Origin of the sequence: Streptantibioticus parmotrematis, assembly GCF_019890615.1 — a bacterium.
GTDB lineage: Bacteria > Actinomycetota > Actinomycetes > Streptomycetales > Streptomycetaceae > Streptantibioticus_D > Streptantibioticus_D parmotrematis.
On the sequence record NZ_JAINVZ010000032.1, the window covers coordinates 13372 to 28928 of the forward strand.

General features: G+C 69.2%; 17 protein-coding genes and 1 pseudogene. 6 read left to right on the top strand and 12 right to left on the bottom strand.

All coding sequences use genetic code 11. The annotated features are described in order from the left end of the window. Positions 1-10: 10 nt before the first annotated feature. From K7472_RS29455 to K7472_RS33790, 3 genes are all read left to right on the top strand, one after another. Positions 11-1048 carry an asparaginase gene (locus K7472_RS29455; protein ID WP_222981796.1) on the top strand — a complete coding sequence of 346 codons (1038 nt, stop codon included), beginning with the start codon at positions 11-13 and terminating at the stop codon, positions 1046-1048. Positions 1049-1139: 91 nt separating this feature from the next. Next, the gene (locus K7472_RS29460; RefSeq protein ID WP_222981798.1) at positions 1140-2135 is read left to right on the top strand and encodes an alcohol dehydrogenase catalytic domain-containing protein; all 996 of its coding nucleotides are present in this window, start codon (positions 1140-1142) and stop codon (positions 2133-2135) included. 34 nt (positions 2136-2169) lie between these two features. Beyond that, positions 2170-2688: a WhiB family transcriptional regulator gene (locus K7472_RS33790; protein ID WP_372458123.1), complete on the top strand. Its 519-nt coding sequence runs from the start codon at positions 2170-2172 to the stop codon at positions 2686-2688. Here the strand turns inward: K7472_RS33790 and K7472_RS29470 are convergent. The 6 genes from K7472_RS29470 to K7472_RS29495 all read right to left on the bottom strand — a co-directional run bounded on the left by K7472_RS29470 (position 2615) and on the right by K7472_RS29495 (position 7563). Then, complete coding sequence (locus tag K7472_RS29470) at positions 2615-3148, bottom strand: ATP-binding protein (protein ID WP_222981802.1); 534 nt, start codon at positions 3146-3148, stop codon at positions 2615-2617. The two genes, K7472_RS33790 and K7472_RS29470, sit on opposite strands and share 74 nt — an antisense overlap. A gap of 830 nt (positions 3149-3978) precedes the next feature. Continuing rightward, positions 3979-4809, bottom strand: coding sequence for an AMP-binding protein (locus tag K7472_RS33795; RefSeq protein ID WP_372458120.1), 831 nt, complete (start codon positions 4807-4809; stop codon positions 3979-3981). A gap of 412 nt (positions 4810-5221) precedes the next feature. Further along, positions 5222-5359, bottom strand: a complete 138-nt coding sequence (locus tag K7472_RS29480) for a hypothetical protein (RefSeq protein ID WP_222981806.1) — start codon at positions 5357-5359, stop codon at positions 5222-5224. After that, positions 5352-6488 carry an acyl-CoA dehydrogenase family protein gene (locus tag K7472_RS29485; RefSeq protein WP_222981808.1) on the bottom strand — a complete coding sequence of 379 codons (1137 nt, stop codon included), beginning with the start codon at positions 6486-6488 and terminating at the stop codon, positions 5352-5354. The genes K7472_RS29480 and K7472_RS29485 overlap by 8 nt, the downstream gene beginning before the upstream one ends. Continuing rightward, on the bottom strand, positions 6479-7108 hold the full coding sequence (locus K7472_RS29490) for an acyl-CoA dehydrogenase family protein (RefSeq protein WP_222981810.1): 630 nt from the start codon (positions 7106-7108) through the stop codon (positions 6479-6481). Before K7472_RS29490 ends, K7472_RS29485 begins: the two co-directional genes overlap by 10 nt. After that, positions 7105-7563: a 3-oxoacyl-[acyl-carrier-protein] synthase III C-terminal domain-containing protein gene (locus K7472_RS29495; protein ID WP_222981812.1), complete on the bottom strand. Its 459-nt coding sequence runs from the start codon at positions 7561-7563 to the stop codon at positions 7105-7107. The genes K7472_RS29490 and K7472_RS29495 overlap by 4 nt, the downstream gene beginning before the upstream one ends. Before the next feature lie 229 nt (positions 7564-7792). Between K7472_RS29495 and K7472_RS29500 the strand changes: the two genes are divergently transcribed. After that, complete coding sequence (locus K7472_RS29500) at positions 7793-8050, top strand: hypothetical protein (protein WP_222981814.1); 258 nt, start codon at positions 7793-7795, stop codon at positions 8048-8050. 33 nt (positions 8051-8083) lie between these two features. Here the strand turns inward: K7472_RS29500 and K7472_RS29505 are convergent, their stop codons facing one another. The 3 genes and pseudogenes from K7472_RS29505 to K7472_RS29515 form a co-directional block, all read right to left on the bottom strand. Next, positions 8084-8353, bottom strand: a complete 270-nt coding sequence (locus K7472_RS29505; protein WP_222981816.1) for an acyl carrier protein — start codon at positions 8351-8353, stop codon at positions 8084-8086. Positions 8354-8710: 357 nt separating this feature from the next. Continuing rightward, positions 8711-9700 (bottom strand): type III PLP-dependent enzyme domain-containing protein, encoded by a 990-nt coding sequence (locus K7472_RS29510; protein WP_222981818.1) that lies wholly within the window; start codon positions 9698-9700, stop codon positions 8711-8713. 404 nt (positions 9701-10104) lie between these two features. Then, positions 10105-11092: pseudogene (locus tag K7472_RS29515) on the bottom strand (IS701 family transposase); the annotation flags it as partial. Positions 11093-11306: 214 nt separating this feature from the next. Here K7472_RS29515 and K7472_RS33025 point away from each other — a divergent pair. After that, on the top strand, positions 11307-11513 hold the full coding sequence (locus K7472_RS33025; RefSeq protein ID WP_252396450.1) for a hypothetical protein: 207 nt from the start codon (positions 11307-11309) through the stop codon (positions 11511-11513). Positions 11514-11742: 229 nt separating this feature from the next. Here K7472_RS33025 and K7472_RS29530 read toward each other — a convergent pair whose 3' ends face one another. Beyond that, positions 11743-12060, bottom strand: a complete 318-nt coding sequence (locus tag K7472_RS29530) for an STAS domain-containing protein (RefSeq protein WP_222981820.1) — start codon at positions 12058-12060, stop codon at positions 11743-11745. A 459-nt stretch (positions 12061-12519) separates the two neighbouring features. On the opposite strand from K7472_RS29530, the gene K7472_RS29535 reads away from it, so the two are divergent. Beyond that, positions 12520-13194 (top strand): DUF4232 domain-containing protein, encoded by a 675-nt coding sequence (locus K7472_RS29535; protein WP_222981822.1) that lies wholly within the window; start codon positions 12520-12522, stop codon positions 13192-13194. Positions 13195-13225: 31 nt separating this feature from the next. On the opposite strand, the gene K7472_RS29540 is transcribed toward K7472_RS29535, so the two are convergent. Together K7472_RS29540 and K7472_RS29545 are read right to left on the bottom strand one after the other, a co-directional pair. After that, the gene (locus K7472_RS29540; protein WP_222981823.1) at positions 13226-13852 is read right to left on the bottom strand and encodes a TetR/AcrR family transcriptional regulator; all 627 of its coding nucleotides are present in this window, start codon (positions 13850-13852) and stop codon (positions 13226-13228) included. Beyond that, positions 13842-15461, bottom strand: a complete 1620-nt coding sequence (locus K7472_RS29545; protein WP_222981825.1) for an MFS transporter — start codon at positions 15459-15461, stop codon at positions 13842-13844. The genes K7472_RS29540 and K7472_RS29545 overlap by 11 nt, the downstream gene beginning before the upstream one ends. Positions 15462-15557 lie beyond the last annotated feature (96 nt).

Here is a 15557-nt window from a genome sequence, read left to right on the forward strand (position 1 = left end):
GAAGGACGTCATGCGCAACACTCCGTCGCAGCCCTCCGTGCCGGTCCCCCGCACACGGCGGCCCGCGCCACCGTGCCGTGTTCCGACGCACGTCCCGATCGCTCACCTGGTCCGCGGCGACCTCGTCGAAGGGGTGCACCACGGCTCGTTGGCCGTGCTGGGGCCCACCGGCGATGTCATGCTCGAAGCCGGAGACACTGAGGCGGCCTTCTACCCGAGGTCGGCGCTCAAGCCACTCCAGGCGGTGGCCATGGTCCGGGCCGGGCTGCCCATCCGCGAGGAACTGCTGGCCTTGGCGGCCGGGAGTCACTCCGGTGAGGAGCGGCACGTCACCGTGGCCCGGTGGATCCTGGCCCACGGGGACCTGGCCGAGGAGGACCTGCGCAATCCGCCCGATCTCCCCTACGGCTCGCTCGCCCGCGACGCCTGGCTGCGGCGCGGCCTCGGGCCGTCCCGTCTGGCCCACAACTGCTCCGGCAAGCACGCCGCGATGCTACTGACCTGCCAGGTCCGCGGCTGGAGCACCAAGGACTACCTCGACCCCGGCCATCCCCTCCAGCGGGAGATCGCGGCCACGATCGAGGAGTTCACCGGGCAGTCAGTCGCCGCCGTCTCCGCCGACGGGTGCGGCGCGCCACTGTTCGCCGTGTCCCTGCGCGGGCTGGCCCGTGCGGCGAGGCAACTCGCCGTGGCCGTCCCGACTGACGCCGCGGCGGCACGGGTCGCGACCGCGATGCGGGCGCACCCGGAGATGGTGGGCGGCACCGGGCGGGATGTGACGCGGCTGATGCGCGCGCTGCCGGGGCTGCTGGCGAAGGACGGGTTCGAGGGCGTGCAGTTCGCTGCGCTTCGCGACGGCCGTGCAGTCGCCGTAAAGATTTCTGACGGCGGCGACCGGGCCCGCATGCCGGTGACCGCGGCGGCCCTGGAGCGAGCCGGGGTGAACCCCGCCCTCCTGACCGCCTTCGCCACCACGCCTGTGACGGGCGGGGGCATGTCCGTGGGCGAGCTACGGGCGGTGGGCCTCCTCGCCGGAGCCCTGTCATAAGCGGCCCGAGCTCCACGATGACCGCACGCAGCCCGGTGGTGGCCGCCAGGGATGCGCGCGTCCCAAGCCCCTACTACATCGGAGTGCACACGTGAAGGCAGCCGTCATCAGCTCACCCGGTGTGGTCGATGTCGAGACCGTTGACGACCCGGCACCGGGCCCCGGTCAGGTGGTGGTGGAGGTCGCCGCCTGCGGCATCTGTGCCACCGATCTGCACGTGCTGGAGGACCACTTCTTAACCGCCCTGCCGTTCATTCCGGGTCATGAGTTCGCCGGCGAGGTGGTCGCCGTGGGCGCTGGGGTGACCGGCCTCCGCGTCGGTGACCGGGTGGCGGTGGACCCCTCACTGCCCTGTCGGCGGTGCACCGCCTGTCGGCTGGGCCCTGGGGCGGTCTGTCCGCGCCATCGCGTGATCGGTGTCGCCACGCCGGGCGGGGCTGCCGAGTACGCCAGCGTCCCTGCCGCCAACTGCCTCCGGTTGCCCGACGACGTCCCGGTCCGCGAGGCGGCGCTGATCGAGCCGCTGTCCTGTGCCGTCCCGGGTTACGACCTCCTTCGCGCCAGGCCGGGCGCGTCGGTCCTGGTCTACGGCGCGGGCACCATGGGGCTGATGATGCTCCAGTTGGCCGAGCGGACCGGGGCGGCGAGCGTGGACGTCATCGACCCCAACGGCCCCCGGCTGGCGGCCGCCCGCCGACTCAGGCGGACTCGGGCGGTGATGACTGCCGACGACATCGACCGGCCCGATGGTTGGGACGTCGTCATCGACGCCACGGGCAACGAGCGAGTGGTCGAAGAGGCTCTACCACGTGTCGCGACAGGCGGTGTCTACCTACGGACGGGTGCCTCGGATCAGGCGACCCGCGCCGTGGTCGACGCAATCCACCTCCGCGAACGCGACATCACGGTGGCGGACTCGGCCCGCGGGCCCGACAGCTACCGGCGCGCCGCCGACCTGTTCGCCGCCGGGGCGCTGGCCCCTCGTTCCCTCATCAGTCACCGGATGCCACTGTCTGACTATCCAATGGCGATCAAAACCCTTCTGGCCGGGCACGGCCACAAAATCGTCGTGATCCCCGGGTCGTGAGGAGTGCCGGATGCCCACTTCCTCCCGCACCCCCATGCCCGAACCCGCGGCCGACGCTTCGGCCACGATCGATGAGCCGGCCTGCCGCGACATCGATCCTGCGATCTTCTTCCCCAGTTCACGTCAGCAAGAGGCGCGGCGCAGCGTCCGCGTGGCCAAGGCGATCTGTGTGTCGTGCGCCGTCTCGTCGAGATGTCTCGCCACGGCAGTGCGCAACGACGAATCCGATGGCATCTGGGGCGGCCACACTCCTTCCGAACGCCGCTCCCTCGTGCGCGACGCCGAGACACTGACGCGTGATGTCTCGTACGCCATCCGGAGCTTGGAGGCCGGAGAGTCGCTCCGGGTCAATCCGCTCGACCTGCTGGCGGTCGTGCACCTGACGACGATGCGCGGATGGTCGGCCGAACGGCTCGGCCGAGCCCTGCACGTCTCGACGGACACCGTGCTCCAATCCAGGCGAAGCAGCCCTGGTGTGCTTACGGGCGCTCGCCGACGCCGCCAACGCGAATCACATCGCCTGAGACCGTGCCGCCCCGGGCCCAGGCGGTGAACCTGCACCACACGGTGGTGCGCCGGCGGGTGCGCTCCACACCCCAGCGGTGTGCCAGACGCGCGACGATCATCAGGCCTCGGCCGTTCGTGGCCAGCGGCTCCCCGGGACCGGAGGCGTCCGCCCCCCATGCCCCGGCGCCGCGGGGACTGTCACTCACCTCGATCAGCACCTCGGCCGGGGAGATCCCGGCGTCCAGGGTGACTACGAGCACGACGGTCCCGTCGCCGTGTCTGAGAGCGTTGGTGACTAGTTCCGAGACCACGACGCGCACGTCGTCGGACAGATGGGACAGACCCCAGCAGGCGAGCGCACCGACGGCGTGGTGGCGGGCCAGACCCGGAGCCGTGGCACACGACGCGAGTTCCCACCGGAACTGCTGGACGGCGTTCCTGCGCTGGGGAAGGGACATGACGGCGGCGGCGTTGCGGAAGTTCACGGCGAACCACTCCAGGTCCATCCGGGCGGCCTATCGTGTCCCGGCTGTCGATACGGCCCTTTTGCCTGGAAATACGTACGCCGAGCGGTGCGGGTTCATTCCATATGCCCGAAACGGATGATCCGCTTCTGATATGGAGACTTCTGTCGGCAGGTCCGCACCGTTCAGGACGCCGAAGGCCCCTGGCCCGGACGGGCATTCGAGCGACCGGCCCGTGGGCCGGTGCTCCCGGTGACGTGGCGGGAGCGGCCTGGCCAGACGAGACGGCACGGCTCCGGACCCGCCAGCGCGAGCGCCACGGCATGCGGGGCGGGGACGGGCAGATCGTACAACCGGAAGGAGCCCGGCAACCGTCCGGTGGGATCAGCCACGACGAACGTCGGGGCATCCGCCGACGCGGGGGCCCAGACCCCGCAGAATGCGCCCCCCCGCCGCGTTCACTGCGGCCTCCTTGCGGGTCCAGACCCTGCGGCAGGACGCCTCCCGCTCTTCGGGGGGGCGTGATCCTCCACCAGCGCGGCCTCCGTGGGAGGGAAGAACCGCTGTGCCAGCCGGAGGCTTTGCCGCCACGGCCGCGCCACATCGACGTCGATGCCCACCGCCCGTCCTGACCGCGAGCACCACGGCGCCAAAGGTGTGGGAGAGGCTGGACACCAGGTCGACGCCGTGCTTTTCGTGCAGACGCGGCTTGCCCCACCTCCCGGTGGTAAAAGGCCAAGTCGGCTGCCGGGCAACCCACATAGGCGGCGAGCACCTCGCGCAACGCCTGGTGAGCCTCTTCGGTCGGCAAATGCCACAGGTGTGCCGTTCTCGGAGTCGGTGGCAGACCGGCTCCGGGGACCGGTGGGCCGTCACTCATGGCCGCCCGACTCGGTGGAGCGGACGGCCGGCCGACCCCGCCAAGACGCTTGCGGTCGATCTTCCCGTTCAGGGTCAGCTCGAAATACGTCGCGTGGGCGATGGTCTTCGGGACCAGACTTCTCGGCAGGGTCCTGGAGAGCTTCTCGCGCAACTCCGCCGTGGTGCGCCGCGGACCAAAGGAGAAGATAGCCAGATTCCCGTCGACGACGATCGTCACGGCCCTGGTCACGCCGTGGCACCGGTTCAGCGCGTGGTCTATCTCGCTGAGCTGCACACGGTTGCCGAGGATCTGCACCTGATCGTCGCTGCGCCCCAGGAACGCCAACTCGGCATTCGGCAGCGCCCCGTACGATGTCCCCGGTGCGGCACCAACGGACCCTGTTGTAGTCGACGAAGCGGCCTTCGTCGTCCCTGGGGTCGAGGTAGCCGGACATCGTCTGCGGTCCGGACACGCACAGTTCGCCGGGCTCGCGGTTGATGTTGCCCGCGCTGTCGAGCAGGACGTGATCAAGCCCCTCGTACAACGTCCCTATCGGCACGATGCCGTTGACGGAGCATCTCGGCGAGCTCTCCGTGTCCCAACGGTGCACCGTGCAGGTGATGTTGAGTTCGGTGGGGCCGCAGTGGTTGTCGAGCACGGCGTTGGGCACGGCGGCGTACCAGCCCCGGGCGTCCGCGACGTGCGGTGCCTCACCGGCAAACAGGGTGACGCGGAGCGTCGGCAGTGAGCCCGGCCACAGACCCCACCACCGACGCACCAGACCGATGCACTGGGCGCCGACCGTGCGCCACGACGGTCGCGGGACCGGAGCCGGTGGCACAGCGCAGCGCGATCGCAGAGATCTCAGCGAGTGACTACCCTTCCAGGCAGATCGGTGGCTGATCCACCACGAGCAGGGTGGCTCCGGTGTCGGTCATCATCGCAGGTGAGGACGTCGAAACGGGCCGCGCCCGCCGATCCACCGAGATGGGTGAGCGTCATCTGGCCCTGGCCTCATTCGCGTTGTGTCGCCAGACGAGCCATACCCGTGACGAAAGGGTCGGGGTCAGGGTCGCAGCGCACCGGGTACAGCGGCTGCGGCACGGGGGACGACCCCAGCCAGCCGGTCGAGGGCGGTCCTGGCCACGTCGTTCGTGTCCTTGTCGGGAAGAAACGGAAGGTCCGCGCCCTCGGTGCCCGCTCGGGAGTGCCGCGATGACCACTTCTCGTACGCCGTGCGCCCTTCCGGCATCTCAGAGAGCCCGTACGTAGCGCGTGACGATGGAGGTGTGTTCCTCCAGCAGGGGGTTGTCGCCGAACTCTCCAGCGAGGACGTAGCGCGGGTGCGGCACCATCGCCGGGGACAGGCCGGTGATGTTCAGGTCAGGCACGGCCGCTCTCCTTGAGGTGGCCCTGGGCGATGTGCAGTCGCTGGACGTTGCTCGTGCCGTCCATGAACTCGAAGCCCCGGGCGTCCCGGTTCCACTTCTCCAGCAGGGGATGCTCGGTCCAGGCGCCCGGTCCGGCCACCGACAGCGCCCAGGCACCGGCTTCCACGGCCAGGCGTGTGCCGGCGAGCTTGACCCGGGCGCCGAGGTGCGCGCGGTCCGGATCAAGGTCGATGGCGGAGGCGGTCTCCAGCGCGTGGAGGCGGGCGGCCTCGATCCGGTCCTCCAGCGTCTCAGCGCCCGGCGCGTGGGGGAAGTGCTCCCTGGCGTAGTCCCAGATGGCACGTGCGGTGCCGATCGCCAGGGAACCGACCATCAGCCGCATGCTCTGCAACGACCGGATGGCTCCCCACAGCCCCCGGCGGGTGGCGGGCAGGTGCTCGCCCAGCAGCATGCCGGGCGGTACCCGGACGTCCTGGAAGAGCATCTCGCTCAGACGGGCACCGCGCAGTCCTAGCATCGGAAGCGGGCGTGTGACACACCCCGGGGCCGGCAGTTCCAGCAGGACGGCACGCATGCCCAGCATGTGGTCGCCGGTCTTCGCCCACACCACGCCGATGGAACCGCGGTCGCCATTGCCCACGTACCGCTTGGCGCCGTTGAGGACGTGGCCACCGCTGGGGACGGGGTCGAGGCGGGTGCGCACGTGAGCGGCGTCGCTTCCCACGTCCGGCTCGGTCATGGCGAAGAAGGCCCACGTCCGTCCGTCGGCGAGTTTGTCGTAGAAGAACCCCTTCTGCCGCTCGTCACTGAGCAGGTCTACCGTGAGCCCGGCCAGCCCGGGCCCAGGACAGGCCATGACCGCTCCCGCGTCGCCGCGGGCCCACTCGATACTCGCCACGATCCAGTCGACCATGGAGGGCGTGTCGGGGAAGGAGGTGATCAAGGGGTTGCCGGATGTGCGGTAGGCGGACGGCATGCTGCACTCGCGGTACCACGCGTAGGTCGGCGAGTCGAAGTGCGGCTCCATGACGGCCGGGTCGGCGTCGATGGCCAGTGCGCGGCGGCGCAGGTCCGGGGCGAGCCTCGCACACAACTCCTGAGTCTTTCGCTGATCGGCCGTCAGTTCCATGCGGTCTCCCCTTCGCCCGACGCTCGCACCCAAGTGTTGGCGACCAGGTCCGACAGGTACAGGGCGGTCGCGGGGTGGTCGGTGATGTAGCCGCTCGCGCCGAAGAGCATGCACACCCGCCAGTCCAGCCGGTCGATGCGCGCGTGCAGGTAGGCGGCCGAGGCCGGGCGGGGCCGCAGCAGCAGCCCGTCGGCATGGCGGCGCAAGGTCTGCAGCTCGGTCACCGTGTCGGCCACGGACCCCAGAATCAACTGCTTGTACAGCAGCGGCTCCCCCACAGACGTACGGGCCGACAGATGGGCGACCGCCTCGTCCAGCGTCCTGCGCAGCAGTCCGATACGGGCCCGCGCCAGCCGGGGGACGACGGCGGCGCAGGCGTCCGCGTCGGCCGGGCGGTCCTTTGGGAGTCGGACGAACGCCAGCGAGTTCCATCCCGTCGCCAGAGGGACGTCCACCGCCTCCCCCGCCACGGGCCAGCCCTCGGGTACGCCGACCACCGCGCCCGGCGCCGCCGCCGCGATGTCGACGTCCCTCAGCACCAGGGCCAGGGCGGTGGCGAAACCCTTGTCATAGGCGGTTTCCTCGCAGCGGTCGAGGACTGACCGCGACGGCTCGGTCATGCTCCGGCCACCACTTCCACTACGTCGACCTGGATGTAGTAGCCCTGCCCGATGGCAATCACCACGCACCGGTCGCCCTCCTTGAGACAGCCCGAGTCGTCGGCCGTCCTCAGCGGCTTGAGGGCGTCCGTGCCGTAGGTGTGCCCCTCGGACGCCAACAGATCGAGCACGACGCGATCGTTGGGGACGCCCGAGGCGCGGCAGAATCTGTCCCACAGCATCGCGTTGGCGAGGTGAGGCATGGCCCAGTCCACGTCCCGCGCGGTGAGGCCGACCTGGTTCATGGCGGCCTCCACCGCTTCGACGAGCATTTCCAGGTATCTCTTGGCGAACGACCGGCTCCTGCCCGACGACAGACGGATGCCCTCGTGGAAGTCGAGGTCCTTGCACGTCACGCTGGTGAGGTAGCGGTAGTTCTCGCGGCTGACCATGACCGCAGCCGCAGCTTCACCCATGACGGTCATCTGAGGAGTGATCCGTCCCAAGTCGCTGGCGGTTCCCATGCCTGCGCCAACGACGAGCACGTCCCCGCGTGTGGTGGACGGCGACGTCGACCGCACGCAGAAGCGCGGTACATCCCACTCCCGAGATCCCGTAGAGCGGGGCCTTCTCGTCGAGGCCCACGCCTGTCCTGACCCAGTGGACGAAGTCCGGACGCAGGGCGGCTTCCTGCAGGGACAGGGTGTGCCCGTAGACGACCAGGGCGACCGCGCCGTGGCGGGGCAGGGGCCGACCCACGTCGACCAGCAGGTCATCGAGGACCACGTCCTCACCCCAGGCGGGCTCTCCCGCAGCTTGTACATGTGGGCGAACAACCCTTGCGTGAACGCGTCCGCGCCGGCCCGGTCGAGGATCGAGGTCACCGAGTCTCTGTGCTCGGGCACCTTGACCGCGACCCACGACCCTCCCAGGTCCATCAGCGTCGCCTTCCCGTCGTGGTGACGGGGGATGGAAAGGCCCACGACTCGCTCCACCTCAGCCCGCCGTGGCGGACTGCTCCTCCAGCTTGGCCGCCACGAAGTCAGTAACGGACCCGACGCTGCTGAAGACCGCGGGTACCAGGTCCTCGGTCTCGACTTCGAGACCGGTGCGGTCCTCCAGGACGAAGAGGACCTGGATGATGGCGACCGAGTCCAGCCCGAGGGTCTCGAAAAGCCTGTCCTCGTCGCGCAGTTGGGGGAGCTCCTTGTTCAATGCGGCCTCAAGTGCGGCCTTCACGTGTCCGGCGGCGATTTCCCTGCTCATGGGTTGCGGCCTCTGTGTCGTTGGGTGCGGCCCCCCGTGGGGACCGGCGTGGTGGATGGTTCGTCCCGCGCCCGCGCGATTAGGAAAAGCGGTGCAGGATCTGCTTGCCGATGACGTCCACGACGATGTCGCGCCGCCGGATCGGTCGTGCCTACCTTCGGTGGACGAGGACTTCGGCCGGGTAGCCGCGCCGAGAAGGAGCACCGGCGACGCGGTGAGGCCGTAGGCACCGGACATCAGGATCCCCAGTAGGCCGCCCGGTCGCAGCGGTGGCAGTGGCACGCCTTGGCGAGTGTGTCACCAAGGGTGCACAGCGGGCCGCTGACGTTCCAGACCGACGTGCCGTCGGCGACCGGGTCAGCGCCGGGACGGACGGACCACGGCCGGCGTGGTGTGGGCGACCGTCACCGGATCGGCCGCCCTCCCGAGCAACCGCACCGGGTAATTGCGCCGGATCACCGCGCCGATGCCGACCGTGGCCATGTGCTGGTGAGTGCCGCCGCCGGTGACGGCGAAGTTCTTCCCTTGCGACCGCTTCACCGAGCGCACCGCGACGAGGTAGGTGCCGCAGGCCCCGCTGTGAGGTAGCGGGGCCGCCTCCAGGATGAGGCGGGTGTGCGGGTGCCCGGCACAGAACGCTGTCAGAGGCGGGTTCACCTCCTTCGTCAGCAGGTCCGGAACGATCTCGGACTCGTTGTCGAAGTACGGCACCCCCAACCCACCGCCGGTGCCGACCGTCTCCGGGCAATTGGTGGCCTCGTGAACCCGGTCGGCGAGGTCCAGGATGTAGCGGGTGTTGTCGATCACCGCCCGCGGGTCCAGGATGCGCGTTCCCAGGTAGGCGTGGACTCCGACGACGCCGCGTGGGTGAGACGGCCGAGTCCGGGGATGCCGCGCAGCAAGAGGTTTTCGTCCACGCCGAACTGCTGCGGCTTTGCCCGTCGCCAGGCGGGCTCGGGACGGCAAGCGAGTCGGGTTGCCCCTCAGCGGGACACACTGTGCACGGTCGTGCACACGGGCCGCGGCGTCGATGTCGGCGATCTCCTCGAATGACTCGGCAACAATCACGTGGACGCCCGCCACCACGCAGGCGGCGATCTCCTCCGGGCTCTTGCCTGGGCCGAGGAAGATGATGTCGTCCGGGTCGGCGCCCGCTCGCAGCGCGGTCCGCAGCTCCGCGAGAGAGGACACCCGAGTCCAGCTGATAGCGGAGCTGACCGAAGGCGGTCTCGCACGGCACTCATGTCGGATCCCAGCGATGGCAAAATAATCGGTCGGTGAACCCCGGCTCGCGCGGCGATACCACCCGTCAGCCGCAAACGGAAGAGAGCGGCGGATGCGTGACATCGGCTTTATGCCCCAGCACATGGCCCGGGTTGTTTCGCAGTGGACTTATTCAAACGGCGGGACCGGCGCGATCGCAAGTCCCTCGATCTGTGCGGTTCCAGGTCCGCGATCGAGGACGTCACGACAGCCACGCACCGCGTCGGCCGACGACTCGGATCTGGCACCGGAACCAAGGCGCTTGACGGCTTCGGGACTAGTACTCCAGCAGGGTTTCGCTGTCTGACCTGCGGGTTTCGCGGGGCGGCTGGAGTGTAGCGGGCCGTGGCCCGGTCAGGGGCGGTCTTCGACGGGCCGTCCCTCGATCGTGCGACGGCGCCGCAGGTAATGACAGCGACGGGCGACTGCTTGTCGTCGTCGGCGCCAGTTCGACCAGCTCAACGCGTGGTGTCGGCCTCGGTGTCCGCTCAGGTGCGGGGGCCGGGGACGACAAGTTGCCAGGAGTCGCCGAACTTCCGCCACTGTGAGCTCGGCTGTCCCGGCAGTCTCACCGGTTCCGCCCCCTTTTCCCGGGCCTGGTGGGCTGTGGCGGCCAGGAAGGCGTGCGCGAGCATGGCGAGGGTGATGTGCCGGTACCAGCCCACGTAGCGGCGGACTTCATACTGGTCCAGGCCGCACTCGTTCTTCGCAGCCTGGAAACACTCCTCGATCGCCCAGCGCATCCCGGCGACCCTCACCAGCTCCGCCACGGTGGTCGCCAAGGGGGCGTAGGCGAGGTAGTAGGCGATCTCGTCGGGCTTGCCGATGCTGCGGCGGGCCATTGCCCACCGCATGCGGTGGGGGACTTCGCCCTGGTAGTCGAATTCGGCGACAGCCGGCAGCCGCACCGCCGCCCAGTGGTATACCCGCGGTCCCTTCGCGCCGTCGCCGCAGGACCTCTTCTCCCACGCCTCAGCGGGAGCCTGCGCGAACAGGTCCTCGATGCGGGGACAGCCCACAGTGAACTGGGACTTGGGCACGGCCAGCACGTAGCCGATGCCCGACTGCTCCAGGAGCCGGCGGAAGCGGCTCTCCTGTCCGTAAGCGGCATCCGCCGTTACCCACGCGACCGGCAGCAATGAGGCGAGAGCGCGCAGCACGATGCGCCGTGCCAGTTCGCCCTTGGTGGCGAAAGTCCGCTCGCCGGGGATTCTGGCCGTGCGGCAGCGTGTCCGCTCCTCGGTCCAGGACTTGGGGAGGTAGAACTCGCGATCGACCAGGGCGCGGCCGCAGGCGGTGGCATAGGCGGCGGAAACGCCGATCTGGCAGTTTCTCGGTGCGGCCGGCGGTGCCGGAGTACTGGCGCTGGACCCCGGCGGAGGTGGTGCCCTTCTTGATGAACCCGGTATCGTCGATGATCAGGACCCCGTCGTTCTCGCCGAGGTTGTCGGCGACGTATTCCTGCAGGTCATCGCGCTGCGCCGCATCGCGGACGACTCCGAGGAAGACGCCGTGCGGCAGGCCCGAGGCGAATTCTCGTGGGAGGAGATCGGCCGCGCCCTGGGCGTCACGAAGCAGTCCGCCCACGAGCGGCTGCGGCACCTGGACCAACAGCCCTGATCCGCCGAGGAGGGGAATAGTGCAAGTCCGGAACACTGCCTCTTCACCAGTACAGCTGACGTACGAGCAGGTGCGCGCCTACGAGCTGCCCGCGACCGAGGTCAAGCAGGACGATCCGAAGTGGTCGGCCTTCGCCGACCGCTACGGCTTCAATTCCCGTCGCCCGGTGCAGTGGGAGGTGGAGGAGCTGGAGCTGGCCGAATTCCAGCGCCTGGACCTCGCCGCCCTCGCCCCGTACGTCGACCGCGACGTCTCCGCGCGGCAGGGCCGCCTGTGAAGAAGAGCAGCGCCGCGCTCTGGCCGCCTTCTGGTGTCAGTTGCTGGAGGAGGCTGGCGCGGTGGTCGGCAACGGTATGTCGTAGTTCTAGGTGAGCCCTCGAAGAAGCTGGCGACTACTCGAGGACCGTCATTCCGAATGAGCTCGTGGCCGCCGAAGCGGTGGACCTCGTAGCCGGAGAGTTTCGGACGCCTGTCAAAGCGGACCAAGCCCACCTCGTCGAGGCCGTCTAGATGTTCAACGTCTGGAAGTTCATGGCCGGGCAAAGTGAAGCAGCCAGTGCGAGCAGCCGGTGGTGCTGGGGTCGTCGCACTCCCCGGATGAACAGGGCCCGTGCGCGTCGGCGGGCGCTGGTCTGCTGTTCGTGGAGCAGGTGCAGGGCGGCGGTGTCCATGAAGGTGACCTGGTCCATGACCCAGGTCACCGACCGCACGGTGGACGGCAGGTCGTTCGACGCTGCGCGCGGGGCGGGCAGAGCCTCGTGGTCGAGGTCACCGTGCGGACAAATCGCCGCCGCGCCGTTCGGGATGATCGTGCTGATATTCACGGGCACTGACCCCTTCTGCGGGTTGAAAGCCCGAAGGCGGCATAGCCCGGAGTGTGAGGGGCTGGTCGGCAACGGAGGGCGCCATCCGTCCCGGGTTGGGACGGATGGCGCCCATGCCAGCTACCCATGTGTCCGAAAGGGAAGCGGCAGGCTCGCGGTCACCTCACTGGTTCCCCACCAGGAGCAGCATCCACCCGATGTACAAGGTGATGTTGCCTACACGGGTGGCCCCTCTCCCTGTCTGTCATGTCGGCGATGCAAGCCCGCGGGCATGGGACGACGCACGGCGGGCCGGACGCTGTTGTGTACGTCGTGACCATGTCACCGGTCTGCGACAGGGGTGTTGTGGAACGGCGACTCAGGTATCCCTTCGGCTCACAGGCCCCTCATAGTGATCGAACGAGAACCGGGAGCCGGAACGGCTTCGGCTCCCCACCACGGGATACCAAGGGGTTTTTCATGTTCGGCAACCGTCGCAAGGCAGTCCTGGTCTCCGCGGCCCTGGTCGGCAGCGCCATGATGATGACGGCGTGCCAGAACGGGCCCTCGAACGCCGCGCAGGCCACTCCCTCCTCCCCCGCCGGCACGCCGCTCGCCCCGTCCGGCTCGTCCGCAACGGGCGGCGGTGCCCAGAGCGGTGGGAACAGCGCCGCAGGGAAGAGCTCCGCGGGGCAGGGCGCGGCCGGCGGGTCCGGCTCCACGGGGACCACCGGGGTCGGCGGGTGCAGGACTGACGAGCTGCGGATCACGGCGACAGACGACACCATCGGCGGCGACCCCACCGGCAGCGTCGCGGTGGAGTTGAAGAACGTCGGTGGGCGGGCCTGTTCCATGGCCGGATTCGCGGGTGTCGACCTGAAGACCGACTCGGGCACGGTGTCCGCGCGGCGCACCGGGCAGCCCGCCACTCCGATCACCCTCAGGAACGGGCAGGCGGTGTACTTCGGCGTCACCTACCCGTTCAACAAGACGGGCGGCACCGGCGTCCGGATCACCGGGCTGCTGGTGACCCCGCCGAACGAGACGAAGACGGTCAGCCTCAACTGGCCGGGCGCCCCCTCGCTGCCCGTCACGGACGGCACCGGTTCCCCGGTGCGGGTCGGCCCGCTCGGCAGCGCGGGCCAGGGCGGCTGATCACCGGTCTCGGCCTCCGAGCTGTCCGGCCTCAGTCCGGCTTGCGGGAGATGCCGTGGAGGATCGTGTCGGCCAGTCCTGTGGCGATCTCCTCGGGGAGGCCTTGAGGCACGGTGCCCTCGATGGATCGCAGGATCAGTGACCCCGTCAGCATGCTTCCGATGATGTCGGGGTCGATGTCGGGGCGCAGCTCTCCGTTGGCGATCCCGGATCTGAGTACCTGTCGCAGGACTTCCCGGCGGGGCTCGATCACGTCGGCGTAGTAGCGCTGCCGGAGTTGCGGATATTTCATGCCCGCGGCCATCACACCGTTGATGATCTGGGTGGCTCTCGTGTCCTGAAGGCGGGTGACCGTCACGCTGAGCACCCGGATCAGGTTCTCCCGGACGGTCTTCCCGGTCACTTCGGGGATCGGCTGGTTGAGTGAGGCCAGCGCGTCCACGAGCAGTGCGTCCTTGTTGGGCCAGCGGCGGTAGACGGTGTTCTTTCCGGCACCCGCGCGGGCGGCGATGGCGTTGATGCTGATGGCGCCGAGGTCGGTGCCCTCGGAGAGCAGGTCGAGGGCGGCCTGGAGGATGGCCTGTTCGGCGTCCGCGCTGCGCGGGCGGCCCCGCCGGGTGGGGCCGCCGTCGAGTGGTTCCGGGGGCTCAGTCGGCAAGGAGGACCCTTTCATCGGTTCGGGCCGCGGTGGGGGCGGCGGTCACGTCGGTCGTGTCCGGTTCGCTGCGCGACAAGGCGTTGCGGCCGGGAAGCCAGAGTAGAGCGATCAGTACGCCGAGTGCGCCGGCGGCGACGGAGCCTGCCACGGCCAGGTGCATGGCGTGGACGAACGCGTCGTTCGAGGGTCCGACGAGCGCGTCGGCGCGGGGGCCGGCCTTCTCTACGAATGCCTGGGTGGCGGTGATCGAGCCGGACAGGGTCTTGACCGTTGCCGGGTTCGAGTGGAGTGCGGGTACCGCGTCGAGGATCGGGGTCATGCGGCCGCGGTAGGCGGAGGTGAGGATCGATCCGAGAACCGCGACGCCCAGGGCGCCGCCGACCTGGCGGACGGTGTTGCTGATCGCTGAGCCTTCGCCGGCCTTCTCGCGCGGCACGGAGGCCATCACCGCGGCGGTGGCCGGGGGCATCACGTTGGCCATGCCCGTTCCCATGGCGAACAGGGCGATCTCCAGGTGCCAGATCGGGGTGGTGGCGTCGACGAGGAAGTAGGAGCCGAGCGCGAGGGTGACCAGGGCCATGCCGGTGGCGGTGACCGTCTTGTGTCCCAGGCGCTGGACCAGGGCCGCGCTGCGGGAGGAGAAGATCAGCTGGGCCGCGGCCAGCGGGATCAGCAGCAGTCCGCACTTCAGCGGGGAGAAGCCGCGTACGGCCTGCATGTAGAAGGAGAGGAAGAACGTCAGGCCCATCAGGGCGAGGAAGACCAGGCCGACCACGCTGACGGCGGCGGAGAAGCTCTTGTGGCGGAAGAGCTTGACGTTCAGGGCGGGGTGGTCGGTCCTGCGCTCCCACAGGACGAACAGGATCAGCAGCAGTACACCGGCGGCGATGATGCCGAGCGCCTCGGGCCTGAGCCAGCCGATGTCGCCGGCCCGGATGATGCCGTAGACGAAGGCGGTGATGCCGGCGATGGACAGCGGGACGCCGACCGGGTCGAACCGCCCGGGCGCGGGGTTCTTGGAATCGGGGACGAGGAGGAGCATCAGGGCGACGGCGAGCAGCACGATGGGAATGTTGACCAGGAAGACAGATCCCCACCAGAAGTGCTGGAGCAGTACGCCACCGGTGATGGGACCGACGGCGATGGCGATGCCGACCGCGCCGGACCAGATGCCGATGGCCTTGGGCCGTTCCTTGGGCTCGAAGACGTTGGAGATGATGGCCAGTGTGGTGGGCATGACGGCCGCGCCGCCGACGCCCATCACGATGCGGGCGATGATCAGGTCGCCGGGTGTCTGCGCGTAGGCGGAGGCGAGCGATCCCAGGCCGAACACTGTCATGCCGATCAGCAGCAGCTTCTTGCGTCCGATGCGGTCACCGAGGACACCCCAGGTGAACAGCAGGCCGGCGAAGGCCAGTGTGTAGGCGTTGGTCGCCCACTCGAGGTCGGTCTCCGAGGCGCCGAGGCCTCTGACCGGGTCGGCGATGGTCTTGAGGGCCACGTTGAGGATGCTGGAGTCGAGGACGACGACCAGCAGGCTCAGCACGAGGACGCCCAGTATCAGCCAGCGGCGCTTGTGCACCGAGGGGTCGATGGCAGTGGTGGTCATGGAGGGTTCCGTTCCAGGATTACGAGACCTTGCGGTATCGAAAACAACGGTAGCACTATTTTCGATACCAGCAAGGTCCGTATGTCGCGGAGCGGA

Bases quoted from the DNA above. Each gene is read 5' to 3' on its own strand.
- K7472_RS29535 (WP_222981822.1), top strand. From the start codon at position 12,520: ATGTTCGGCAACCGTCGCAAGGCAGTCCTGGTCTCCGCGGCCCTGGTC.
- K7472_RS29490 (WP_222981810.1), bottom strand. From the start codon at position 7,108: ATGACCGAGCCGTCGCGGTCAGTCCTCGACCGCTGCGAGGAAACCGCC.
- K7472_RS29470 (WP_222981802.1), bottom strand. From the start codon at position 3,148: ATGGACCTGGAGTGGTTCGCCGTGAACTTCCGCAACGCCGCCGCCGTC.
- K7472_RS33790 (WP_372458123.1), top strand. From the start codon at position 2,170: ATGCCCGAACCCGCGGCCGACGCTTCGGCCACGATCGATGAGCCGGCC.
- K7472_RS29485 (WP_222981808.1), bottom strand. From the start codon at position 6,488: ATGGAACTGACGGCCGATCAGCGAAAGACTCAGGAGTTGTGTGCGAGG.
- K7472_RS29545 (WP_222981825.1), bottom strand. From the start codon at position 15,461: ATGACCACCACTGCCATCGACCCCTCGGTGCACAAGCGCCGCTGGCTG.
- K7472_RS29505 (WP_222981816.1), bottom strand. From the start codon at position 8,353: ATGAGCAGGGAAATCGCCGCCGGACACGTGAAGGCCGCACTTGAGGCC.
- K7472_RS29455 (WP_222981796.1), top strand. From the start codon at position 11: ATGCGCAACACTCCGTCGCAGCCCTCCGTGCCGGTCCCCCGCACACGG.
- K7472_RS29495 (WP_222981812.1), bottom strand. From the start codon at position 7,563: ATGGGTGAAGCTGCGGCTGCGGTCATGGTCAGCCGCGAGAACTACCGC.
- K7472_RS29510 (WP_222981818.1), bottom strand. From the start codon at position 9,700: ATGTCACGCATCCGCCGCTCTCTTCCGTTTGCGGCTGACGGGTGGTAT.